Raw genomic sequence first — 21,911 nt, 5'->3', positions numbered from 1 at the left:
ACTGATGACTAATGACTAATGACTAATGACTAATGACTAATGACCAATGACCAATGACTAATGACCAATGACTAATGACCAATGACTAATGACTACTTTCTTGCGTGTGCTGCAACTCCTTGACAACCGAGATTAAGCGCTTGAGATGAGGTTTAACAACTTCTTGCTGCTCGTGTTCCAAACGGTGAATTTGAGCTTGAACTACAGACAAATCCGGAGTCGATTGGTACGCAGGAGCTTGCACTTGGCTTTGCAGATTAGCCATGACTTTCTGGATTTCCAAAAATCGAGTATTTACTACTTCCCAGTCGTCTCGGGTGAGAGCAGTTTCTGTCAAGCTCTTCATCGCGCTTTGCAGTTGTTCTATAGCCTGTTCCACAGCTTCGATATTTGTCGGTTGGCCGATCGCTAAATCTTGCATTTGTTCCCTCACCTGCTGGCGGACATCGAGCACAGCAGACGCCACGATTTCTTGCAAAGAAGCTACCGACTCTCCCAAACTCAGCAACTGCCGCTCAATGTCTATAGAATCCTCAAAAGCTGCATTCCTAGGCAATGCAGCCATTTGCTGGCGCAGCGCTGCAATATCTGCTGACAACTGCCTCCGCAATTTAACAATTACCGTCACCGCCGTTTTTTCGACCTTATTTACAGATTTTTGTACTTGAGCCAGTTCCGAATTTTGATGAACCCGCACTTGCTGCTCGAACCGATATCGGTTAGCCACATTCAGCGACAAAGCCAAGGTTAGGGGAGCCACCCCGTAAAAAGCTTGACCAGACACAGCCACCGCCAGGGAACCCACACCAGAGGCCGCCAGAGAGGCGTACTCTGCCACTTCCAGCCAGTGTCTTTGAGGAAAACTTTGCCGACTGTGGTTTCTAGCAGAGGGGTTTGGCTTCCGCACGGCTCTTTGGGTCATAGTATTTTCTCGTTGTTGGTAAGGTTGCGAGACTGGGTGGAGCATTCATTTATATCCTTTTTTCAGTTATATGTTTTAGATTATTTCGGGGCACTCTTCTATTTTTACCCGATCGAGTAAGTTAAGGATGATTGACACATCATTATTATGTATTTGCTTGTGGTCTTGCTGTCGCCCACAATTGGGGCTGTTACAAGCCGAACCCCAAGGCGCCCTCTATTTTACAGGACGGGGGCGCGATCGCCCGAGAGCGATCGACAATCGCTGCCCAGGCCAGTCGATTTGAGATTTGAGATTTGAGATTTTAGATTAAAACTGCCACCTACTGAGGGCGATCGAAGCTTTTAGGCGATCGGTAGTTGCGTTTTTGTTCGCGCATTGGTATAATTATCTTTTTCTCAATTTCTCGGATATAATTTACAGCAAGACTTGACAAATGAAATCAGAAAAACCCGAAAATGGCGATCGGCTAAAGTCTATTGTCAGTATCACAATCTTTATTATTCTCGTCCTAGCAGTAGGCTTTTTAAGCGTCAATTTTATTTCTGCTCTCTATGCAAAATTTGCTTAAAAATAGGACTTACCCACGGGTGTCCAGAAACCGGGTTTTTTGCGAGAATATTTCATCGCAGCCACAGATTAGGTAAAAACCCGGTTTCTTTAGTTGGTGGCACTTTAGCTACGCGAGATTGATATTGGTACAACATCTCCGTTACAATCCTTTGATATACTGCTTCTGTACAGGTGACAGAGTGTAAAGACTTTCATGTTTTTCGATCGAGCAGCGCCGCGATAGAGATTGCAAGGCGTTGAGCAAATCTGATGATGATATTTGTCCGTGTTGTAGCAATTTGGCGAAGTTGACTGGCTGGTTTTCTGTGGCCAACAATGACAGGACTTGTTTTTCTAGTTCGGAAGTGCGATCGAACTGCTCGCGTAAAACATCTTTCAAATCTTCCGGCAACAATATAGTATCATCTATTAATAACTCTGCGCCGATTCCCAACTCTTGAATCAAAGTCGCCACGCTTTTTAACCATAACGGATTGCCTTGGTAGCGGTGAATGAGTGCTTCGCAGTTATCAATTTCTGTTAATCCTTTATCTCTGAGTATTTCCCCTGCGGCTGCGGTGTCTAAACCAGTCAGTTGTAAGGTACGAATGGGAGTATTTTCGCTGGTGAGTTGAGGAACTTCTTTGGGCGGTTCCCAACCGATTAGCAGGAAGCAACTTTGATGGGATAATTTTTCTATCTGTTTGAATAAAGAGCGATACTCTTCGGATTCTGGCTTATATTTTCCCGCCAATTCGCCGCTACAAAAAAGGTTGTGAACGTCATCTAAGACTACTAAACAGCGATGGTTTTGTAAATACTTAATCAGCGGTAAGGGTTTCTGGTTTGTTGGGGATGAATCTGGGTTTTCTGACTGGGAAAAAAGCTGTGTTAGGTTTGATTGAAATTTATCGATAGTGGGGAATTCGTCTAGGGTGCACCAAACTGCGTACTCAAACTCGTGTTTGATTTGTTGTACGAGTTGTACTGCTAGGGATGTTTTGCCGATTCCGCTGATACCGGTGAGGGTGATGAGGCGGCAGTTTTGTTGTAGAATCCAGGTTGTGAGGGTTTTGAGTTGTGGAGTGCGATCGAAGAAATTACCTAACTCCGGCATTTCGCCATATCATATAGCAATCCTAAATCATTTGTGAATTTCTTACTCCCTCCCCGAACTCGCGGGGAGGGTTGGGGTGGGGTAAAAATATTTACGACTCCTGCAAGGATTGCTATATACAAATTGGTAATTCTTCTCATAGTAGAAGAATGCTTTGTAGACAATATGTTGTAAGCAGATATAGAGATAGTAAAAAAAAAATCTTGGAGAGTTATCTAAATGGAACTTAGTATTGAAATTGCATTGAAATTATTTTTAGCTGCAATAATTGCTGGTTGGGTAGATACGATCGCCGGTGGTGGTGGGCTAATAACCATACCTGCAATGTTAACAGTTGGTATACCGCCAGCAGTAACCTTAGCAACGAACAAAGTTCAAGGAAGCAGCGGAACTTTAGTTGCATCCATATATTTTCTAAGGAAAGGGTCGTTTGATTTGAATAAAATTAAATTATCAATTTTTATGACATTCATTGGATCTCTTGTTGGTGGATGGCTGGTATTGCAGATTAATTCGGAGATTTTAAAAACGATTCTACCAATTTTGTTGATATTGATGGGTTTATACTTTCTTTTCTCTCCCACTATTGAGAATGTCGATCGAGAGCCACGAATTTCTTATATAGTATTTTCTGCTTTTATCCCTCCTGTTTTAGGATTCTATGACGGTTTTTTTGGGCCTGGAACTGGAACATTTATGGCTCTAGCATTTGTTATTTTATGTGGTTATAGCCTATCTAAAGCAACAGCAAATGCTAAAATACACAACTTTACCAGTAACTTTTCAGCATTAACTTATTTTGTGCTATTTGGGAAAATTTATTGGGGGGTTGCTATGGTAATGATTGTTGGTCAAATCATCGGAGCGTACATAGGTGCAAAAATGGTCACGGAAAAAGGGGTTGCTTTGATTCGACCAGTTGTAGTTACTGTTTGCTTCTTGATGTCTGTTAGATTATTACTAAAATTTTAAGAGCAATACTGCGGACAGTTTTCAAAAATGATTGCACGGAGTGCGATCGCCCTTTATCCATCAAGACCGATCGCCCTTTTTTGTTCCTAATCACCGATCGCCTAAAATGAAAGACCGATCGCCCCTATTATTTTTTCAACCAGGTGCGATCGCCCTTTCTTGTTTCTGATGAGCGATCGCCCTTCTGAATTATTTTTAAACAATGCCGATCGCACGCTACCTAATTAACAGCCAACAAACCAGACATATTCAGCACTTTCTCCGACCAAATCTTTCCCTCTTCTCCAACTCTCATACGTTGTTCTGCATCCTCCCAAATCCCAGTCCAAGAATATTGCCAGCAAGCTAACTGAATCTGCAACTCAACTAACTCAGCAGCTATTTCTATATCTGCATCTTGAGCCGTCCATTCAATAAACAGCTTACTTTCTTGGAGTAGACTTTCAATTATTGCGCCATTAGCTACATTTTGACAGCGAGATTTAATTCGTGCCAAATTCGATGCTAAATTACCCAAACGAATGGGTAGTTCGTCTCGCAAATAGCGTTCCTTTAAAGCATTCCAATCTCTCATAATCCTCCTAATAACTGTTGAACTATCTGAGCAACTTGTTGTCGAATCGTCTGATCTTGAATTTCCATCGAACGATTATTCTGACGGGGACGAATATTGATTAGAGATTCATATCCTACTTCTTGTGTCAGCGGATACCAATCTGCTCCCCAAATATCTACCTGCTTGCTCCCATTTTTGAGTAACACAGCTTCGCAATCTGCGTGAAGTTCTCCACCACCAGCCAAAATCCCCCGTTCGATATCCACTGCTAGTTTAATATAACTGCTCAGGATTTCTAACATTTCTTCAAGTTGGTCTTTAGTCGCACGATCTTGAATCAGATTAATCATCTCTGTCTATGTTTTCGATAGTATCTTTAAACTCAGCGGGCATTTGAATAAGCAATATGCCATCACATCCAATATACGATTGCATTTTCATTGTTTCCATGTTAAAATCCAGAAACTTTGAGCAATTCTAGTTTACCTCAAAGATGTTCGCCTTTACCAGTATCTTGACCGATCGCATAGGTGCTATTGAATGGAAGGCGATCGCCCTTCACACCAAATACCAAACACTGCGATCGTTGTACGGAGTGCGATCGCCTAAAATGAAAGAGCGATCGCCCTTCGCAGCAAATACCAAACACTGCGATCGTTGTACGGAGTGCGATCGCCCTTCACGCATCAAGATCGATCGCCCTTTCTTGTTTCTGATGAGCGATCGCCTAAAATGAAAGAGCGATCGCCCTTATCTAATTCACAGCCAACAAGCCCGACATATTCAGCACTTTTCATGGCAAGAAATTACTTTTTAGGATGCTTTACTTGCCATCTTCATTCTTTTTTTCCTGCGTTTCTCCGCAATTTTTTTACCAATTTCTACTTCCCCAAAATCCACCTCTATCACAGCAGTTTTAAACTCCACACCCAAAGCCGCGCTAACTTCAATAATTTCTACAAAACTAGCGCATTGATAATTCTTATCCTCACACTGCTTAATTCGCTCCGGGTCAATTCCTATAATTTCCGCTAGTTCTTCCTGGGTAATTTTGGCAGCCATCCGAGCTTTTATTAAAGCAAATGGCAACTCAGTTATATCTTCCACAGTAATTTCAAGTGACTGACTTGTGTCACAATTCATCAATCTTTCATATTCGGCTATTTCTGCTTCTAACTTATCAACATGACACTGCACAGCACCTCGCCCTGCATCCCATTTCAGAAAATCTTTTCTTTTGGCTTCCTCATCTCGCTCCATCGCTGCAATAGTTTTTTTAAACTTTGCCACCCATTCTTGACTGACTTCATACTGGAATTCATCTTTAATCATGGTTCCCACCTCATTAGATCTATGGCTATGATTCCTTTCTTGTTTTTATTTCTGTCCTTTTGAAAAAACTCAAAAGAATTTTCGCCGTAATTGCCTACAGGTTGGTCTGATGGAAAAATCTCCCCTCGATACCTGGCTTTTTGGGCATTCCGATCGGCATAATTGAACAATCTAGGAGCATTAACTCTCAGATGATTCATGTCTACAGTTTCGCGATCGTAACAAGCATCAAAATCGTTGGGTTCTGGCTCGCTGGTGACGAAACTACCATTAATATAAATAGTCCTACAGCCTGCTGTTTTTAATTGCGTCATTGCCAGTTCCAATCCATCGAGCATCCGCTCTCTTTTATAATTCGTACCAAATTTTTTATTAAACTCCTCTCATTCACAGAAATGAACTCCGGGTGGTAGATTGCCGTTTTCATCGAATTCTGGAATCACTTGCTCACACTCATTTCACACATTAACGATTCGTCTCTCGATCTTACCATAGTTATCATTATAACTCACCAGTATCCAGACAACCGACTCTGATAGGTGTAGAGGAACGAATTGGGCGATCGCCCTTCACACCAAATACCAAACAGTACGATGATTCTACCAAGGGCGATCGCCCTTTCTTGTTTCTGATGAGCGATCGCCTAAAATAAAAGACCGATCGCCCTTCACACCAAATACCAAACACTGCGATCGTTGTACCGAGTGCGATCGCTCCAGTAAAAAAGAGCGATCGCCTATCTGCAACCAAGCATCAATGTTAGTTCTAACTCACTGCAAATTCTGTGAACTGACGCATATAAGGTGAATGAAACCCAACCACAATGTCCGACTTCGGCACACCTATATCAACCAACTCTTGTCCTAAATCGATTTCTGTTCCATTCTGCTGAATCCAGATTTTGCCATCCTTAATGTCGAGATGTATCGGACAACCGTAAACTCGCTGTTTGTTATCCCAACCGACTCGAACAACTTGATAATGATTGTGTTCTGTGTCAAAAATAACTTGCATCTCCACTTCCCCATAAGAAGGCTTGTATGCAGCATATTTCGTCAGAACTTGTTTGATACAATCCCGATATTTTTCTACTTTTTCCATAAAGATATCACCTCTTGTTCTACATCATAGACCAATAATTTAAACTGGTAATCATCCACAACAGCGATTGCAAATTCACGCTTGAAAAAATCGTTATACGCCGTCAAAGGAATTGCCAAAAATAGCTGACGTTGGGGGTCTTTAAACTTCAGGGCTGTACGGTAGTTGATAAATTGTCCAACCGCTAAATGAAAGTCTGTTATGGCTGAAGTATTCAAAAAGCTCTTGATTTCTACAGCTATTTTCTCGCCCTGGCGTTCGGCTGCGAGCAGACGTTCCGCCCCCAGATCGATTAACAGATCAACTCCACCCACACTGATGGAAAGTGGGTCATCTGTAATCTGCCAACCATCCTTTTCCAAGGCAATCTTCACAACATCATGAAATTTATCCTTTGCTGACATAAAGCCCTGATGACAAACAACTATAATTATACTGCCATTAATTAAGATTTGTGAGTGTAATTCAGGTTGTTGACTCACCGAATCAAGCCTCGTGTGCGATCGCACTCTCGTAAGGCTTGTTGAAAGGAGTACGCGCGTGCGTAGCTATCCCGAGCGTGAATCGCCCTTCACACCAAATACCAAACACTGCGATCGTTGTACGAGTTGCAATACTAATGCAAAAACTTGCGAACTTGATATTCCCGACTTTCGGCGATCGGCATTTGCAAATCGCCCATTTTAGCATCCAACTCATCGATTTTGCTTTGCGGCACCGACTTCCACTGTTCCCTAGTTTCCCAGCGAATCAACATCACCACCTCATTTTCCACCGCATCCACCCAAACTTCCTTCCCCAAATAACCGTCCAAACTTTTGAGTCCGACCGTCCAAACTTCTTCATCTCGCAGAATAAACTCTTCCCATTTTTCGGGAGGTACTTTAAATCTCAGCCACTCAATTACCATATTATTTTAGATTGTAGATTGTAGATTCTGTAGGGTGCGTCAGCAAAAAAATGATCGGTCGGCGGTCTCAGATTCATTCCTGACGCACCCTACAAAACTAAAACAACGAGAGTAAAATTGGTTCGTAGTGAGGACTTTAGTCCTCATAGTTTTATGAGGACTAAAGTCCTCACTACTAACCCGATCGCCGTTATTGTACCGGAGATGATATTAGATTTGAGATTTTAATCCACTCTTCAGCTTTGAGTTAGGTAAATTAATCGTTACCGATCGCAATTTTAACGATCAACTCAGTTCCCTCTCCCGGACGAGAAACACAGTGCAACTCACCGCCGTGCTTTTCTACTACCAAATGCTGGGATATTGCCAATCCCAAACCTGTGCTCGTTTCCTGACACTTCGTAGTAAATAAAGGGTCAAAGATACAGCGGAGAACTTCTTCAGTCATTCCAGGGCCGTTGTCGCTAATGGCGATCGCCACTTCGCTCTCCCCTATCACTTCCGTCCGAATCCGAATTTCGGGATTGAATATTTCAGATCCCGAGCCGCCCGCAGAAAACAAAGACTGATTTTGGATTGTACCATACTTTTCCGGATTTCTCCCCCCTTCTTCCAAAGCGTCGATCGCATTTGTCAATAAGTGCATGAACACTTGATTTAACTGTCCCGGATAGCAGCGGACTCGCGGCAAATCCCCGTATTCCTTAACTAGAGAAATCCCCGGGCGTCCCCCTTTAGCTTGGAGGCGATTTTGCAAGATCAGCACAGTGCTGTCCAAACCTTCGTGGATATCCGCAGGCTTCATTTGAGGTTCGTCAGTACGCGAGAACAAGCGGAGCGATCGCACAACATCCCGAATCCTCTCGGAACCGACTTTCATGGAATTTATCAATTTTGGTAAATCTTTTTTGATAAATTCTAAGTCTAATTCTTCCATCAATTCTTCAATTTCCGGAGCTGGATTGGGATAATATTTTTGGTAAAGGTCGATGGAGCGCAGCAGTTCTTGAATGTAGCCAGTGGCGTGGCTGACGTTGCCAGAAATGAAACTAACTGGATTGTTAATTTCGTGCGCTATTCCTGCTACCAACTGCCCCAGAGATGACATCTTTTCTGTTTGAATCAGTTGAGTTTGAGTTTGCTGCAAAACTAACAGCGTCTGCTCTAATTTCGCCGCTTGCTGGCGCAGGCGTTCTTCCGATTCTTGCAAAGCCAACACAGACTGTTTGCTTTCGGTAATGTCCAATCCCACAAATACAGCCGCCGTATTTTTTTGATATTTTTGAGCCACAATTAAAAAAGTTTTATTTTCTCCTCTGATGCTGGCTGTTACTTCTTGAGATGTCTTATTGTTCGAGTTGGCAAAAAAATCGTATACTAAGTCGTTAAATTTGGGACTTGTATCTAAAAAACCTACTTTTTTACCTGTAAATAGTTCCGCAGGCATTTGGTAAGCGGAAGCTAAATGTCGGTTTACTCCCAAGTAGCGCAAATCGGAACTTACCCAAGAAACTAATCCGGGCACCGCATCCAAGACGGCTTGAAGTTGCTCTTTTGCCTCTAAAAGCGCAGATTTTGCTGCGAGGCGAGCCCAAATGTCGCGGGCGATCGTGCAGCAGTATTCGCAGCCGTCGTATTCTAAATAATTGACTTGAACTTCGACGGGAAAACTGGTGCCGTTTTTAGTTTTGTAACTGGTTTCAAAAGTAAGGTTGCTTTGCTGCTTGAGTTCAACCCAGCGATCGGGCCAATCCGATGCTGACAATTGCGAATCGATGTCGCTCAATCTCAGGTTTAGCAGTTCCGATTCCGAGTAGCCTCCCCGATCGCAAGCGGCTTTGTTCGCGTAGCAAATTCGACCGTCTGAGGTAGTAAAAAAAACTGTATCAGCAGCATTGTCGAGGGCAATTTGAGTTAGTTGTAGTTTTGTTTCTAACTGCTTCCTTTTGGCCTCGGGCGTCCATGTATTGTAGCACTTTGTTTCAGCTATCTTTTCGGCAAACAGGATCAAACCGCCGATCGCACCTTCGTTATTTTTCCACGGCCAAAATACCCATTTTTCCGAAGCGCTGACCCCACCTTCGATTTGTCCTGCTACAGATACGGGCGATCGCCCTACCACAAACTCGCTGTATTCCAAAACTCCCGCCAAACAAGCGCGAGCATTTTGTTGCCAATATTCCGGGAGATTCGGGAACAGTTCCCAATGAGACCTACCCAGGGCCTCACCGCCACCAAATCCGCAATCTGTTTCCCAGCGACGAGAAACCGACAGATAGCGCATTTCACAATCTACCATTGCCACGGCGTCGGCGGAGCGCTCCACCAACCGCCGAAATCCCTCTTTACTTTCGGACATGGCTGCATCAGGGGGTTGGTGGGCGATCGGGATTGTCCCCCCGGCATACCTTCCCAGTCGAATTTCTTGCTTAACTGGCTTAGTTTGCACGATTTGGGATTTCCTCCATAGCTGTCAAGTTTGAAAAATCTATTTCAGACCTAAAACACTCTTCCCCTGATTCGCTGTTTTGGGTGATACCCTTAGAGGGTGTCACCCATCATTAATATCATTTTTTAGGGGATGTGTCCATAGGTACTAAATAAATTGTTCCCGAAACTTTGACATTCAGGAAATTTGCTCATAATTATTCAACATTTGAGGTGGCGCAGCAGTACGCGCGGCAAGGCTATCCCTCGGGGTGAATCGCCAAAAGTGTGTGAGACTTTACGTGCCTCGTCAAACAAATTTGTGCGTAAATTCACTGGTAAAATCCACTCTCCCTTTCCGCAGCATTGCAGGATCTAATCTTTCAATAGTGTTGCAAGTGAGTAACACTACGAGTTTCTGCTGAAATTGAATCCCCTGTTCGTCCATGACGCTTTGATACAGAGTTCCATCCAGCAAACTCAAAATATGTTCAGTTTTGTTACTGCGTTGGGCCGCTGCGGTCGATCGATCTTGAGCCAAATTATCAGCCTCATTGATAATAATGCAAATCCGCTCCAAATAACTCGGCGGCACAAAATTTTCCACAGCATCATGATCCAAGATAAAAATCACATAACCCAGCGGCACTAAAATCTCCTTTGCTACCGCTTGAGTCCAAGCAGTTTTGCCCGTCCCCGGTTCGCCGCTAACCAACACAGCCAACTGATTTTGATCCAGAATTGCCTGCTGAACAGTATCAGTAAAACTTTGAACTTCCGCAGAAAAACTCCGAATAGGGAAGTGACTGTGAACCTGTCCGACACGGCTTTTGTACCCGCTGAGAATCACCGCTAAATTGTAAGTAGCCTTGCTAACCAACGGCGCAATATCTTTGCAAATCAGAGTGTAGCACCGCCGACCCCTGTCGTAGCTGTCAATTTGCAGCCAGCAGCCTGCTTGTCCCCAATAAGCATAAACAGTACCCAAAACTTCCAAGCGTTCCCAGCTAACAAATCGCTCCCGCGGATAAGAAAAATGCCGTTCCATAAAAAACTGGGTAATCGCATCCGGTTTTCCCAGCAAATCCAGAACTTTGAAAACAGTAATCTCCTGGAGTTTGTTGAGAACGTAGTCGATGGGAATACTAGCGCGGCTGACCAATTGCACCACAGGAGTTTCGGTAACTAAGACATCTTTGTAACGGTAATCCGGGTAAACGGGCTGCGGAGTAATGTAATCCCAAAACTCGTCAATTTCGTAGCGAGTATTTTCCGAGAATACATTTAAGATATTAGCCCACCAAGTATATTGATGCCGTCCCATGGCATCGGCAATATCGCTGGCTGCATCTAAAGTCTTTTGAACGAGTTCTCTGGGGTCGCTAGACGCTAAGTGCAGCAGGTGTTCCCAATCAAATTGACGGTATAGAGGTCGCCAGCCCGATCCTAACAGCCCTCGATTTTGAGGGTTGTTTTGATTAAAATTGTTGTCGCGCTCGCCCATATCTTCCGCACTCATCTTGTAAAACTCCTAGTTATTCTTATTTTAAAATATTTGCCGCACATTTGCTAGAACCAAACAGGATTTTGTCCATAGACTTTTAGATAATTGGGCGGCACCATATCTACCAACCAAACTTTGTTATCCGAGCAGTAAAATGTATGGCCCTCCTGTTGCATTGCTGCGGTATCTACAATCAAGACTGCCGGGATGCCGTGTCTGGCACCTACTTTACGCGCTGTCTGAATGTCCGCCGACAAATGAACGTGATGCCGCGACATTTTCCGAATTCCTTCACTGAGAATAGACTTGACGGCAGTCCTACCTGTTCCGTGATACAAAATATCTGGGGGAACAGCAGGTTCTAATTGCAAGTCAACATCTACGCTGTGTCCTTGGTTGGCACGAATTAGAGTGCCCGTTTCGTCGAAGGAAAATCGCTGTTTGTCGTTTTGCGCGACTACTTCCTTGAGTTCGGAAAGCTGAACTGGGAAGTTATTTTTTTGGCACGCATAGAGGAGTTCGCTAACAGGAACCCAGCCTCCAGGCGCGAGTTGAATGCCGATGCGCGAGGGCGCGTGGCGCAGGTGTTTGCTGAGATATCTGCTAATTTTTATTGAGCGGGTATCATTCATTATATTTGTATTTTCCTCAAATTAAATTTTGTTTTTTCAAATTTATATTTACCAGTTTCTAAATCTGTGGCAAACTGTTCCAGCCATTGTCGCAAACTGTCAGCAATAACATCTCTGTAACCATCATCGTGGCACATAACAATAATTTGCCCAACTTGACCAGTGAGTGCTGGCTCTAAATCCAAACAAATACTATCCCCGCCTAGGTCTGAAGCGATCGGAATCCATTTCGGATTCCACCACAGTTCTGTCCGTATCAGTCCATCAGAAGCGCAGCCGCAATCATTCCCATCTTCATCATTAAAGTCGCCTGCCTCCAGTAATTCTTTCCAAGTTTCCCACTCTCCTATCACTTTTTCTAAAGAAAGAAACTGCCACCCAGGCATTAGTGAATATCTTTTTTCAAACTGACCGTTATGAATTCGGAAAGATGATTTTACATCATCAGGAAACTGAATTTGTAAAAATTTTTCTGCTGTTTTTATCGCTTCATCGGTTGCTCCCGGTTGCAGATTGTTTAGAATTTCTTGCCCATTAGCAGCAAGCCAAGAGTCAATGCGGTTCCAGATGGTTTTCATGATAGTGAAATGTTAATCAGTGGCATATTTACAAAATTATAACTCTTCATATCTTTGTCGCCGCAGATTTACACTCTAACTGAGCCTCACTCAATTGCATTCACTTCTTGACACCGCCAAAAATAGCAAAATTGAGATAGCGCCAGTGACATCCTACTTCTGCAAAACCAGCTTCTGCAAGCCACTTTGTCTGCTCTTCCACAGAGGAAGGAATATCTTCTTTTAGATAGTTTTGAAACCAGGCTGCATCGTCTTCTCCATTAGCTTTCATGTACTGCCGCCACAAGTCTTCGTATTGCTCGGTCAGCTTTGGGGTAGCACCTGTGACAATATCTCGGATTAGCAAGATTCCTCCGGCATTCATTGACTGAAAAAGTTTGTGAAATAGCTTTTGTTTTCCTTCAATGTCGAGGTGGTGGATTGCCAACCCAGAAACTACCAAATCGTAACCGCTGCCGAAATCATCTTCGGCAAAGTTTCCCTGCTGCAATGTCAGCCTTTCTCCGAAAGCGGACAAATTAGTTTGACAAACTTTCAGCATATTTTCCGCCATGTCAAAGGCTGTGAGATTTGCTTGAGGATATGTTTGCAAAATCATCGCTGACAGTATGCCCGTCCCCGCGCCTAAATCCAAAACTTTTATGTTAACATTGGTTTCAAAAGGGATTAACTGTAATATTAAATCGTGTTGCTCGCGATAGTGCGGAATCAGGCGGGGAATTAAACCGTCATAATCAAATGCTCTTTGTTCAAATTGTTCGCGTACAGCGTCTAAATTCATAGATAAATTCACAGACAATTTTCCTCAAACAGTTAATAATTGAGTGCGTTAATGCAGTTTTGCTACTCAGCTTTTCTTTGGTATTACATTTATAATACATAATATTTACAGTGCTGTCAAGATGTAGAAAAAGAAATTTTAATAGAAGTTGCCGACGATCGCAAAACGCGGACTTGGTTCGCCAAAACGGGTGCATTCTTGGGGAACGGTCAAGTTCTGCACACATATCTTTGAGTGGATATCGGGCAAAATGCCGGAGACTCGAAAGCCGGCCCGAGAGTAGATTTTGTGCCAGATGCGGGAGGTAATTGTGAGAAAAAAGCTGACGGTTTGTATCCAGCGCCCGTCGGGCAGATATGAGAAAATATGTCCTCAGATTGACAAAATTTAGTCTCAACTCCCCATAAAATTTGAGGGTACTCCAGTTGAAAAAAAGAATGCAACCGCAGCTAAGCTCCCAACTCCAAGAGTCATTTATAATCTAAAATCTCCAATCTCAAATGGTATGACTCCCAAGTGGAGGTGCCGACAGCCGAGTTTTAATGCAAAGGAAAATATACAAATTATTGCACCCGCCAGCGCGGGCAAAAAAAACAGTGATAATGAATCAGGATGCGAGTAGATTAGCTGTCAGCCGTCAGGGGAAAATAGAAGCAATGGAAATCCAACAGCGGAGCCAGGATAAGGCCGATCGCCAGCCAGCACACGCGCCCGATCGCCCAGACCAAATTTCTACGACAAAAGAACTGGATTCGTCGCTGCAAGAATCTTTAGATTTTAAAGTAGCGATCGACCGATTTGCAGTGGCGGTGAGAACCGACGCCCGAGGAATTATCAACTACGTCAGCGATCGACTTTGCAGCATCTCTAACTATTCGCGTACTGAACTAATCGGCTGCCATTTCGGCATCCTCCACTCGGAATACAAGTCTTGGGAATTCATCAAAAATTTGCTGTCAACAGTTGCCAAAAATGAAGTTTGGCAAGGAGAAATTAAGAATCAAGCCAAGAATGGCAGCGATTATTGGGTGTACGCAGCAGTAGTTCCGCTTTTGGACTTTAACGGGAAACCCTGTCAGTATTTGGCGATCGGATTCGACATCACCGATCGCAAAGCCGTAGAAGCAGCCCAGATCGCAGCCAACCGGGCAAAAGACGAATTTTTGGCGATCGCGTCCCACGAACTGCGATCGCCCCTGAGCGCGATTTTGGGATGGGTACAGCTAGCTCGATCGCGCAAGTTAAACGAAGCGATTACGAACCGCGCTTTGGAAATCATCGAGCGCAACGCCAAATTGCAAAACCGGCAAATAGACAATCTCCTCGATTTGAGCCGGCTGCTGCGGGGGAAAGTGCGCCTGAATGTCGGCCGGGTTCACCTCCCGTCTGTGATTGAATCGGCGATCGAGACCCTGCGCCCCGCCGCCGAGGCCAAAAACCTCCGCGTAGAAACACACTTCTACCCCAGCGTCAGCTACGTTGTAGCAGATGTAGAACGCTTGCAGCAAATAGTCTGGAACCTCCTGGCCAACGCCATCAAATTCACTCCAGAATCGACACTCCAGCCCGTTCAAGTGCGAATCGAGCCTGCAGAGTCGGGCACCTTGATTCGGGTCAGCGACAGCGGTTGCGGGATCGACCCCAAATTTCTGCCGTACATCTTTGACTACTTCCGCCCCGGAGATAGCTTCCAGTCCAAGGAACAAAATCGGCTCGGGTTGGGGCTCTCAATTGTGCGGCAGTTGGTGGAACTGCACGGGGGAACTGTTTGGGCCCAGAGTGCCGGCATCTGTCAGGGGGCGACTTTTGGCGTGCTGCTACCGATCGCTCACAGCAACAATGCGCGCGATCGCACTCCTGCGATCGGCCATTTCCCGGAAAACCACTCCGGATCGGTTTCCAAACCCCTAGCCGGAAAGCAAGTGCTGGTGGTGGAAAGCAGCGCCGAGATTCGGGAATTTCTCAAAACTGCCCTCGAAGCATTTGGAGCCAAGGTAACAGCGGTGAGTAGCGCCGGTGAAGCGATGGCCGAGTTGGAACAGTCGCGGCCCGACGTGTTGGTGAGCGATATGGCGGTGCCGGAAACAGACGGCTGCGATTTGATCCGCCGCATCAGAGCCATGGAAATGTCCGAGCACAGGGCACTGCTGCCGGCGGTAGCGCTCACGGGAGGCATCCGTGAGGAGGATTCGGCATCGGCGCTCTCTGCGGGGTTTCAGAGGCATTTGTCGAAGCCGGTGGAGGCGAATCAGTTGGTAAGCGCGATCGCCCAATTGGCAGGGATGAGTGGATTTGGCTGTTCTGACGCGGGAAATGTTGGGGCGATCGCACTAGGGCTGTCGGACTCTCACAGTTTTGACGACAACAATAATCATAGCGAAGAATCAACAACTGACAGCCAAGAATTACCGCTGTTGCTGGTAGTAGAAGATAACAATTTTCTGCTGTCTTACCTCCAAACCTTATTGAGTCCGTACTATCGAGTCGCAGTGGCGAGGGACGGGGTTGAAGGTTTAGAAAAAGCCAAGAGTTTGCAGCCAAATTTGATTTTGAGCGACCAAATTATGCCCAGACAAAACGGACTGGATTTGCTCAAGGAGATTCGGAACACGCCTGAGTTGAGTTCGACTCCGGTAATCTTTTTGACAGCGCGATCGGGCATGGAAGCTCGGATCGAAAGTTTGGATGCCGGTGCTGACGATTATATTTCCAAGCCTTTTGACGAGAGGGAACTGTTGGCGAGGGTAAGAAATTTGCTCAGAACCCATGCAGCAGAACAGGAGTTGACTGTGCTCAACCGCCAGTTGCAGCAGCAGAAACGGCAGTTAGAAACAGTAAATCGAGCTTTGCAGTATTTGGCAACTTACGACAGTTTGACTGAGGTAAGAAACCGCCGCTTTTTTAATGATTATCTCGATACGGAATGGCGGCGTTTGGCGAGGGAAGAAGCGCCGCTGTCTTTGATTATGTGCGACATCGATTACTTCAAACTTTATAACGACACTTACGGCCACCAAGCGGGGGATGAGTGTTTGCGGCAAGTGGCGCAGGTTTTGCAGTGTTCGGTAAAGCGATCGGCTGATTTAGTTGCGCGTTACGGTGGAGAAGAATTTGCCATAGTTTTGCCGAATACGGATATTCAAGGTGCGGCTTGCGTTGCTGAAATTATCGCCCAACAGGTGCGGGGTTTGCAGATACCTCACGCGCAGTCTGCAGTCAGCGAATATGTCACGCTGAGTTTGGGTGTGGCTTGCTGCATTCCGGCGCCGATGTCGCAGCCGGGGACGTTAATTGCGATCGCCGACGAGTCGCTTTATCGGGCGAAAGCTGCTGGGCGCGATCGGGTTTCGGTTGCCGCCTTTGAAGCATAACAGTCAACAGTCAACAATCAACAGTCAACAGTCATCACTCATTGGTCATCACTCATTGGTCATTATTACAAAAACACAAAATTATCCGAATTAATCAGGGAAGAATCTACTTGCCAAAATTCAGCAATTGCCACTTGCGAACCTCTTATTTGAATCGCGGTATTTTTACCATTTGGCACAATTTCTACATCTAAAAAACTCAACCCAGGAAAAAATGCGATCGCATCTTTTCCTTCTTGAAAATCTGCAATTATTTGGAAACCGCTGTCCCCTTTGAGAATAAATAAATCATTACCACTACCACCAATCAGCAGATTTTCTCCCAAATCTCCGCTCAAAACATCATTACCACTGCCGCCAATCAAAGTATCATTATCTTCGCCTCCATAAATAGTATCTTCACCCTCACAACCATCGATTAAATCCTTAGATTCATCTCCTCTTAAATAATCATCATTTTCACCACCACATAAAGTATCATTTCCTAAATTTCCGAGAATTGTATCATCTCCTTTGCTGCCAAGTATTAAATCGTTTTCTTTGCCACCAAGCAAAGAATCGTTACCTTTACCACCATCAATAAAATCAGATAGTTGACAACCATTGATGGTATCATTGTTTTCTCGACCGTTAATAAAATCTTCTCCCCAATTTCCCAAGATTGAGTCTTCACCCAGATTGGCCACAATGATATCATTATCTTGAGTGCCGTAGCCAAGCGGGGATCCATCCATCGCCCGATCGTCTTCAGGAGTACCGAGAATCACATTATAAGTGCGATCGTGAATCAATTCGCTCAAATCTGGCAACGGTAGAGTCTGGCAAATACAATCAGTTTCAGCAAAGGGAATTGGTGCGGGAGTTGGTGTTGTCGGCGGAGTTGGAGTTGTCGCCGGAGTTGGAGTTGTCGCCGGAGTTGGATTTGTCGCCGGAGTTGGAGTTGTCGCCGGAGTTGGAGTTGTCGCCGGAGTTGGAATTCGTATCGGAGTTAGAATTTGTACCGGAGTTGGAATTTGTACCGGAGTTGGAATTTGTACCGGAGTTGGAATTTGTACCGGAGTTGGAGTTGTTGCGGGAGTTGGTGTTAGGATACTAATGAGCTGAGGTATTGAATTTGCGATCGCGGGTAAGTTGTCGATTAGCTGCGTAGAAGTTGCCACTTCGGTTAAGGTATTGATGAGCTCCGGGGAAGTTGGAATATTTTGAAAGGCGATCGAATCAATCGGAATCTGTAAGGGGGAAGTCCCCGTGCCCGCCCCTCCCGCCGTCGGAGTAGCTGTTGGAATTGCTGTCGGAATCGGTGTCGGAGTAGCTGTTGGAATTGGCGTTGGAATCGGTGTCGGAGTAGCTGTCGGAATTGGCGTTGGAATCGGTGTCGGCGTTTCTGTCGGAATTGGCGTTGGAATTGGTGTCGGAGTAGCTGCTGGAATCGGTGTCGGAGTAGCTGCTGGAATCGGTGTGGGAATTGGTGTGGGAATTGGTGTGGGAATTGGTGTGGGAATTGGTGTCGGAATTGGTATTGGAGTAGCTGTCGGAATTGGTATTGGAGTAGCTGTCGGAATTGGTGTCGGAATTCCTACACGATCGTCATTAATAATTGTATAAGTAGCAGCAGTTGTAGTTCCAAACTTGGCATAACCACTCACATTTGCCAACTGAAAATTAATAGTTTCATCATTTTCCACAACAGAATCACCAACAATCGGAATTTCCACAACCTTATCCGCAGCATCCCCATTATCAAAAGTCACAGCAATTGGAAAAACATTAATATAATCTGTCCCCGAAGTAGCACTGCCAACACTATCAGATAAATTCACAGCCACTGTCACCTTACCGCTACTTCCGCCATGGCGCTTAACTTTCGCCGCCACAATTTTGACATTACCGGTATCACCTTCAGAATCGCTATAAATTGGAGAAGTAAATTCTAAAATACTCGGCTGATTCAGTAAAATTGAAACATTATTAGAGCCAGCGTTAGCAATAACCAAATCTGAAAAACCATCACCATCAAAATCCCGTGCCGCAACGGAAGTAGGATTTATCCCAACATTAAATTTCTGAGAAAGCGTGCTAAACCCGCCAGTACCATCGCCCAATAAAATTGAAACACTACCCGGATTTGTCCGATCGTTAGTATTATTGTCCGCTACAGCCAAGTCTAGATACGAGTCAGCATTAAAGTCGGCTACAGCAACAGAAAAAGGATTTATCCCCGCATTTAATTTCAGAGGCGAACTAAAACCACCCGAACCATTTCCCAACAAAACAGAGACACTGCCCGGTAAACCCACGGGAGGCAAGCCGGAATCAGCTATAACTAAATCAGGCTTATTATCTTGATTAAAATCTGCTGTAGCCACAAAATAAGCAAACAAACCCACATTATAATTGTCAAGCTTTTGAAAACTGCCATTGCCATTTCCCAAAAAAATAGAAACACGACCATTGGGAGGCAATAATTCACTATTTGTTACAGCCAAATCAAGTTTAGCATCGCCGTTAAAATCTGCCACTGAAACACTGGTAGTTACAGCAGATTCTTGACCTAAAAATGATATACTGGGCAAAGAAATAGTTATGCCTTGGCTGAAATTGCCCGCACCATTTGCCAATAAAATAGAAACATCATTAGACCACAAATTGGGAACAACTAAATCCTGTTTTCCGTCATTATTCAAATCTCCGACTGCGATGAAATGCGGACTATTTGCTAAAGGCGTTGGTACGGTCGCAGCCGAGTTAAAATTACCTGCACCTGTTGCTAATAAAACTGATGCTGATGCGCCAGGATTTATGTAGTTGGCTACAGCCAAATCTGGCAATGTGTCGGAGTTAAAGTTGCCGACAACGATAGCAAGAGGATTTTTCCCTGCGGCCAAGGGAGAGGTAGGGGCTTCGCCAAACAATCCCGCGCCATTTCCTAATAAAATTGATACGTTATTGTCAGCCCGGTTTGCGGTAGCCAAGTCTAGTTTTGAGTCGCCATTAAAGTCGGCGACAACAACGGAACGGGGTTTGCTTTGTGTGTTAAAGTTGGTGGCTGGTGAGAAATTGACGGTATTTGACATGATATATTTTTGGCTATAATTGTGATTTGATAATTTTGAAACTCTGAATGATATACATTCACTGGTGTATTGTAGGAATGTATATACAGCCTATTCCAGGTTTATAAAGTACACCCCAGAAACCGGGTTTCTTTACAGTTCTCGCATCATTACTGATTCAGTTCAAGAAACCCGGTTTCTCGCGATCTACATCTACATGGAATATGCTGTATCTTAAATGCTTGTATTTTACAGAAATAGTCTATTTTTTGCAAGACAATATTTTGACAATTGGTCGATCGCCCTTGACAGCCCTGTATTACCAATGTAGTATATAATTGCGGTAGGTAAAGACCAACCGATCGACATCAGCACACAAAATTTAGAAAAAACCTATGAAACCAATCCGACAAGGCGACGTAATTCTCACCCCCGTACCGCAAATCCAAGGTGACAAAAAACCTCACCTAACTCTCGCCGAAGGTGAAGTCACGGGACATTCTCACCAGATTATTGAGGGACAAGCTGAACTTTACGAAAAAGACGGTACTCTCTATTTGCGAGTGCTTTCGCCGACAGCTTTGTTGAGTCACGAAGAACACAAAGCGATCGCAATTCCTGAAGGTAATTGGATGGTGCGGATTCAGCGCGAATACGAACCTCAAGGCTGGAGGTATGTCGCAGACTAAGGTTAAAAAACTCACGCCAGCACAAGAAGCTCAGATTCCAGTTTATCGCGACAAGTGGAGGGCGATCGCACTTTCCACAGGCCCGATCGATCGCTCTCAAGCCACAGAAACCATTACATTAGCTTACAGGGCGATGGATGGAGCCCCGCTTCGCTACGGCAAACCAGCACCGGAAATCATTTTTTGCGATCGTCCCTACCAAGCCGCTAACACTATACTCAACCGCGCAGACAAACCGAGAACTCACCTTCGCAGCCAATTAGAGAGCAAACTGCGCTGCGAAGTTGAAAAACAACTGCTGGCTTGTCTGCGCGGACAACTAGAAAGCCAGCTAAAACGTCAACTGCAAAATCAACTCGAAAATGAACTTTACACCCAACTGCAAAGCCAACTGTGGAGTCCCCTCCGCGAGCATTTAGCGATGGAAATAGCGAGCAAATTGCCGATCGATTTAAGCGGACAGCGGGCCAGGTATTTGCAGTACGCGCATCTCAACAAACAACTAGATAATTGCATTCAACCCGAATTGTGGGCTGGTGGCGGCAGTTTGTTAGATTTTTGCATTTCCGTCTTGAATTGCGCGCACTCCTACGGCAATATCTGGACAATTTTTCAATCGCTTGTCAAGACTTGCGGCTGGATTTTTCCCTACGACAAAGTTTGTGTTGTGTGCGAAAAGCCGATCGTACTTTCGGCAGACAGCAACCGCCGCTTGCACGCCGAAGCAGCACCCGCCGTACAATTTGCCGGCGGTTTTGCGATTTACGCCTATCACGGCGCGATTTTACCCGAATGGTACGGCCGCCTGCACCCCCGCGAGTGGCAGTCTAAATGGCTGTTGAAGGAGCACAACGCAGAGGTTCGGCGAGCGTTAATTCAGGGCATCGGGTGCGATCGAATTTGTCAAGAACTAGCAGCCACTGAATTAGACACTTGGCAGGAATATACCCTGTTAAAAATGGATTTTGAGGACGATTTCGACGCCGATGGGATGCCATTACCAGTTTTTTTGTTAAAAATGACCTGTCCGAGTACGGGGTTCGTTCATGCGCTGCGAGTGCCGCCAAATGTGCGATCGGCAAGGGAGGCAATTCGTTGGGTAAATTGGGATATTGAGCCGGAGGAATTTAGTATGCAAACTTGAAGATTTCTCTTTACCTGCGATCGAGCTTCTCGCCATTCCGACAGCCCGCCAGGGGTTTAAACCCCTGTCTAATAGCTAAAGTCCGTTAAAACGGACTGGTAGTATTAAAACATCCCACAAATGAACAGCAAATATTTTATGAAATTGGAATCTCACCCTCCTTAATTTATGTTTAAATTCAGTCGGTTTCAACCGACTTTCGCTATGAGGCAGGGGTTTAAACCCCTGCCGGCCCCTGCCTCTTGAATATTTCTCTTTACCAACAAGCCA

24 protein-coding genes and 1 pseudogene are annotated in these 21,911 nt (G+C 44.9%); 8 read left to right on the top strand and 17 right to left on the bottom strand.

The window, feature by feature from the left end:
- Positions 1–85 precede the first annotated feature (85 nt).
- The gene (locus tag JGK39_RS12285) at positions 86–922 is read right to left on the bottom strand and encodes a hypothetical protein (protein WP_293251523.1); all 837 of its coding nucleotides are present in this window, start codon (positions 920–922) and stop codon (positions 86–88) included.
- A gap of 127 nt (positions 923–1,049) precedes the next feature.
- On the opposite strand from JGK39_RS12285, the gene JGK39_RS12280 reads away from it, so the two are divergent.
- Both JGK39_RS12280 and JGK39_RS12275 read left to right on the top strand, forming a co-directional pair.
- A complete protein-coding gene (locus tag JGK39_RS12280; RefSeq protein WP_293296448.1) occupies positions 1,050–1,208 on the top strand; it encodes a hypothetical protein in 159 nt (52 codons plus the stop codon).
- Positions 1,209–1,358: 150 nt separating this feature from the next.
- Positions 1,359–1,493 (top strand): hypothetical protein, encoded by a 135-nt coding sequence (locus JGK39_RS12275; protein WP_293251521.1) that lies wholly within the window; start codon positions 1,359–1,361, stop codon positions 1,491–1,493.
- 141 nt (positions 1,494–1,634) lie between these two features.
- On the opposite strand, the pseudogene JGK39_RS12270 reads toward JGK39_RS12275, so the two are convergent.
- Positions 1,635–2,594: pseudogene (locus tag JGK39_RS12270) on the bottom strand (NB-ARC domain-containing protein); the annotation flags it as partial.
- Positions 2,595–2,810: 216 nt separating this feature from the next.
- Here JGK39_RS12270 and JGK39_RS12265 point away from each other — a divergent pair.
- Positions 2,811–3,563, top strand: coding sequence for a TSUP family transporter (locus JGK39_RS12265; protein WP_293296446.1), 753 nt, complete (start codon positions 2,811–2,813; stop codon positions 3,561–3,563).
- A gap of 220 nt (positions 3,564–3,783) precedes the next feature.
- Here JGK39_RS12265 and JGK39_RS12260 read toward each other — a convergent pair whose 3' ends face one another.
- Together JGK39_RS12260 and JGK39_RS12255 are read right to left on the bottom strand one after the other, a co-directional pair.
- Positions 3,784–4,137, bottom strand: a complete 354-nt coding sequence (locus JGK39_RS12260; RefSeq protein ID WP_293296444.1) for a hypothetical protein — start codon at positions 4,135–4,137, stop codon at positions 3,784–3,786.
- Positions 4,134–4,469: a DUF5674 family protein gene (locus JGK39_RS12255; protein WP_293296442.1), complete on the bottom strand. Its 336-nt coding sequence runs from the start codon at positions 4,467–4,469 to the stop codon at positions 4,134–4,136. The genes JGK39_RS12260 and JGK39_RS12255 overlap by 4 nt, the downstream gene beginning before the upstream one ends.
- 143 nt (positions 4,470–4,612) lie before the next feature.
- On the opposite strand from JGK39_RS12255, the gene JGK39_RS12250 reads away from it, so the two are divergent.
- Positions 4,613–4,855 carry a hypothetical protein gene (locus JGK39_RS12250; protein WP_293296440.1) on the top strand — a complete coding sequence of 81 codons (243 nt, stop codon included), beginning with the start codon at positions 4,613–4,615 and terminating at the stop codon, positions 4,853–4,855.
- Positions 4,856–4,932: 77 nt separating this feature from the next.
- Here the strand turns inward: JGK39_RS12250 and JGK39_RS12245 are convergent, their stop codons facing one another.
- From JGK39_RS12245 to JGK39_RS12195, 11 genes are all read right to left on the bottom strand, one after another.
- A complete protein-coding gene (locus JGK39_RS12245; protein ID WP_293296438.1) occupies positions 4,933–5,451 on the bottom strand; it encodes a helix-turn-helix transcriptional regulator in 519 nt (172 codons plus the stop codon).
- The gene (locus JGK39_RS12240; RefSeq protein WP_293296436.1) at positions 5,448–5,789 is read right to left on the bottom strand and encodes a hypothetical protein; all 342 of its coding nucleotides are present in this window, start codon (positions 5,787–5,789) and stop codon (positions 5,448–5,450) included. The genes JGK39_RS12245 and JGK39_RS12240 overlap by 4 nt, the downstream gene beginning before the upstream one ends.
- Positions 5,790–5,952: 163 nt before the next feature.
- Positions 5,953–6,201: a hypothetical protein gene (locus JGK39_RS12235; RefSeq protein ID WP_293296434.1), complete on the bottom strand. Its 249-nt coding sequence runs from the start codon at positions 6,199–6,201 to the stop codon at positions 5,953–5,955.
- 15 nt (positions 6,202–6,216) lie between these two features.
- Positions 6,217–6,552, bottom strand: coding sequence for a XisI protein (locus JGK39_RS12230; RefSeq protein WP_293251495.1), 336 nt, complete (start codon positions 6,550–6,552; stop codon positions 6,217–6,219).
- The gene (locus JGK39_RS12225) at positions 6,540–6,956 is read right to left on the bottom strand and encodes a XisH family protein (protein ID WP_293251494.1); all 417 of its coding nucleotides are present in this window, start codon (positions 6,954–6,956) and stop codon (positions 6,540–6,542) included. Before JGK39_RS12225 ends, JGK39_RS12230 begins: the two co-directional genes overlap by 13 nt.
- Before the next feature lie 212 nt (positions 6,957–7,168).
- Complete coding sequence (locus tag JGK39_RS12220; RefSeq protein ID WP_293251493.1) at positions 7,169–7,462, bottom strand: TIGR03792 family protein; 294 nt, start codon at positions 7,460–7,462, stop codon at positions 7,169–7,171.
- 256 nt (positions 7,463–7,718) lie between these two features.
- The gene (locus JGK39_RS12215) at positions 7,719–9,911 is read right to left on the bottom strand and encodes a PAS domain S-box protein (protein ID WP_293251492.1); all 2,193 of its coding nucleotides are present in this window, start codon (positions 9,909–9,911) and stop codon (positions 7,719–7,721) included.
- Between the two features lie 288 nt (positions 9,912–10,199).
- Positions 10,200–11,408 carry an AAA family ATPase gene (locus JGK39_RS12210; RefSeq protein ID WP_293251484.1) on the bottom strand — a complete coding sequence of 403 codons (1,209 nt, stop codon included), beginning with the start codon at positions 11,406–11,408 and terminating at the stop codon, positions 10,200–10,202.
- A gap of 50 nt (positions 11,409–11,458) precedes the next feature.
- Entirely contained in the window at positions 11,459–12,025 is a 567-nt protein-coding gene (locus tag JGK39_RS12205) for an RNA 2'-phosphotransferase (protein ID WP_293251482.1), read from the bottom strand.
- On the bottom strand, positions 12,025–12,603 hold the full coding sequence (locus JGK39_RS12200) for an SMI1/KNR4 family protein (RefSeq protein ID WP_293251480.1): 579 nt from the start codon (positions 12,601–12,603) through the stop codon (positions 12,025–12,027). Before JGK39_RS12200 ends, JGK39_RS12205 begins: the two co-directional genes overlap by 1 nt.
- Before the next feature lie 100 nt (positions 12,604–12,703).
- The gene (locus JGK39_RS12195; protein ID WP_293251478.1) at positions 12,704–13,396 is read right to left on the bottom strand and encodes a class I SAM-dependent methyltransferase; all 693 of its coding nucleotides are present in this window, start codon (positions 13,394–13,396) and stop codon (positions 12,704–12,706) included.
- Positions 13,397–13,618: 222 nt separating this feature from the next.
- Here JGK39_RS12195 and JGK39_RS12190 point away from each other — a divergent pair, with 222 nt between their 5' ends.
- Positions 13,619–13,744, top strand: a complete 126-nt coding sequence (locus JGK39_RS12190) for a hypothetical protein (protein WP_293251476.1) — start codon at positions 13,619–13,621, stop codon at positions 13,742–13,744.
- 242 nt (positions 13,745–13,986) lie between these two features.
- On the top strand, positions 13,987–16,755 hold the full coding sequence (locus tag JGK39_RS12185) for a diguanylate cyclase (protein WP_293251474.1): 2,769 nt from the start codon (positions 13,987–13,989) through the stop codon (positions 16,753–16,755).
- 65 nt (positions 16,756–16,820) lie between these two features.
- Here JGK39_RS12185 and JGK39_RS12180 read toward each other — a convergent pair whose 3' ends face one another.
- Complete coding sequence (locus JGK39_RS12180; RefSeq protein ID WP_293251472.1) at positions 16,821–19,829, bottom strand: FG-GAP-like repeat-containing protein; 3,009 nt, start codon at positions 19,827–19,829, stop codon at positions 16,821–16,823.
- Positions 19,830–20,203: 374 nt separating this feature from the next.
- Here JGK39_RS12180 and JGK39_RS12175 point away from each other — a divergent pair, with 374 nt between their 5' ends.
- Together JGK39_RS12175 and JGK39_RS12170 are read left to right on the top strand one after the other, a co-directional pair.
- On the top strand, positions 20,204–20,497 hold the full coding sequence (locus JGK39_RS12175) for a hypothetical protein (protein WP_293251470.1): 294 nt from the start codon (positions 20,204–20,206) through the stop codon (positions 20,495–20,497).
- Complete coding sequence (locus JGK39_RS12170; RefSeq protein WP_293251468.1) at positions 20,484–21,641, top strand: DUF6745 domain-containing protein; 1,158 nt, start codon at positions 20,484–20,486, stop codon at positions 21,639–21,641. The genes JGK39_RS12175 and JGK39_RS12170 overlap by 14 nt, the downstream gene beginning before the upstream one ends.
- Positions 21,642–21,716: 75 nt before the next feature.
- Here JGK39_RS12170 and JGK39_RS12165 read toward each other — a convergent pair.
- On the bottom strand, positions 21,717–21,911 hold a 195-nt coding region (locus JGK39_RS12165), incomplete at its 5' end, for a hypothetical protein (protein WP_293302499.1).

It is taken from the genome of Microcoleus sp. PH2017_12_PCY_D_A (genome assembly GCF_020738565.1).
Classification (GTDB): domain Bacteria; phylum Cyanobacteriota; class Cyanobacteriia; order Cyanobacteriales; family Microcoleaceae; genus Microcoleus.
The sequence above is the reverse complement of the archived record's forward strand: the minus strand, read 5'-3'. Positions and strand labels throughout refer to the sequence as shown.

Bases quoted from the DNA above. Each gene is read 5' to 3' on its own strand.
- JGK39_RS12285 (WP_293251523.1), bottom strand. From the start codon at position 922: ATGACCCAAAGAGCCGTGCGGAAGCCAAACCCCTCTGCTAGAAACCAC.
- JGK39_RS12280 (WP_293296448.1), top strand. From the start codon at position 1,050: ATGATTGACACATCATTATTATGTATTTGCTTGTGGTCTTGCTGTCGC.
- JGK39_RS12275 (WP_293251521.1), top strand. From the start codon at position 1,359: ATGAAATCAGAAAAACCCGAAAATGGCGATCGGCTAAAGTCTATTGTC.
- JGK39_RS12265 (WP_293296446.1), top strand. From the start codon at position 2,811: ATGGAACTTAGTATTGAAATTGCATTGAAATTATTTTTAGCTGCAATA.
- JGK39_RS12260 (WP_293296444.1), bottom strand. From the start codon at position 4,137: ATGAGAGATTGGAATGCTTTAAAGGAACGCTATTTGCGAGACGAACTA.
- JGK39_RS12255 (WP_293296442.1), bottom strand. From the start codon at position 4,469: ATGATTAATCTGATTCAAGATCGTGCGACTAAAGACCAACTTGAAGAA.
- JGK39_RS12250 (WP_293296440.1), top strand. From the start codon at position 4,613: ATGTTCGCCTTTACCAGTATCTTGACCGATCGCATAGGTGCTATTGAA.
- JGK39_RS12245 (WP_293296438.1), bottom strand. From the start codon at position 5,451: ATGATTAAAGATGAATTCCAGTATGAAGTCAGTCAAGAATGGGTGGCA.
- JGK39_RS12240 (WP_293296436.1), bottom strand. From the start codon at position 5,789: ATGCTCGATGGATTGGAACTGGCAATGACGCAATTAAAAACAGCAGGC.
- JGK39_RS12230 (WP_293251495.1), bottom strand. From the start codon at position 6,552: ATGGAAAAAGTAGAAAAATATCGGGATTGTATCAAACAAGTTCTGACG.
- JGK39_RS12225 (WP_293251494.1), bottom strand. From the start codon at position 6,956: ATGTCAGCAAAGGATAAATTTCATGATGTTGTGAAGATTGCCTTGGAA.
- JGK39_RS12220 (WP_293251493.1), bottom strand. From the start codon at position 7,462: ATGGTAATTGAGTGGCTGAGATTTAAAGTACCTCCCGAAAAATGGGAA.
- JGK39_RS12210 (WP_293251484.1), bottom strand. From the start codon at position 11,408: ATGAGTGCGGAAGATATGGGCGAGCGCGACAACAATTTTAATCAAAAC.
- JGK39_RS12205 (WP_293251482.1), bottom strand. From the start codon at position 12,025: ATGAATGATACCCGCTCAATAAAAATTAGCAGATATCTCAGCAAACAC.
- JGK39_RS12200 (WP_293251480.1), bottom strand. From the start codon at position 12,603: ATGAAAACCATCTGGAACCGCATTGACTCTTGGCTTGCTGCTAATGGG.
- JGK39_RS12185 (WP_293251474.1), top strand. From the start codon at position 13,987: ATGAATCAGGATGCGAGTAGATTAGCTGTCAGCCGTCAGGGGAAAATA.
- JGK39_RS12180 (WP_293251472.1), bottom strand. From the start codon at position 19,829: ATGTCAAATACCGTCAATTTCTCACCAGCCACCAACTTTAACACACAA.
- JGK39_RS12175 (WP_293251470.1), top strand. From the start codon at position 20,204: ATGAAACCAATCCGACAAGGCGACGTAATTCTCACCCCCGTACCGCAA.
- JGK39_RS12170 (WP_293251468.1), top strand. From the start codon at position 20,484: ATGTCGCAGACTAAGGTTAAAAAACTCACGCCAGCACAAGAAGCTCAG.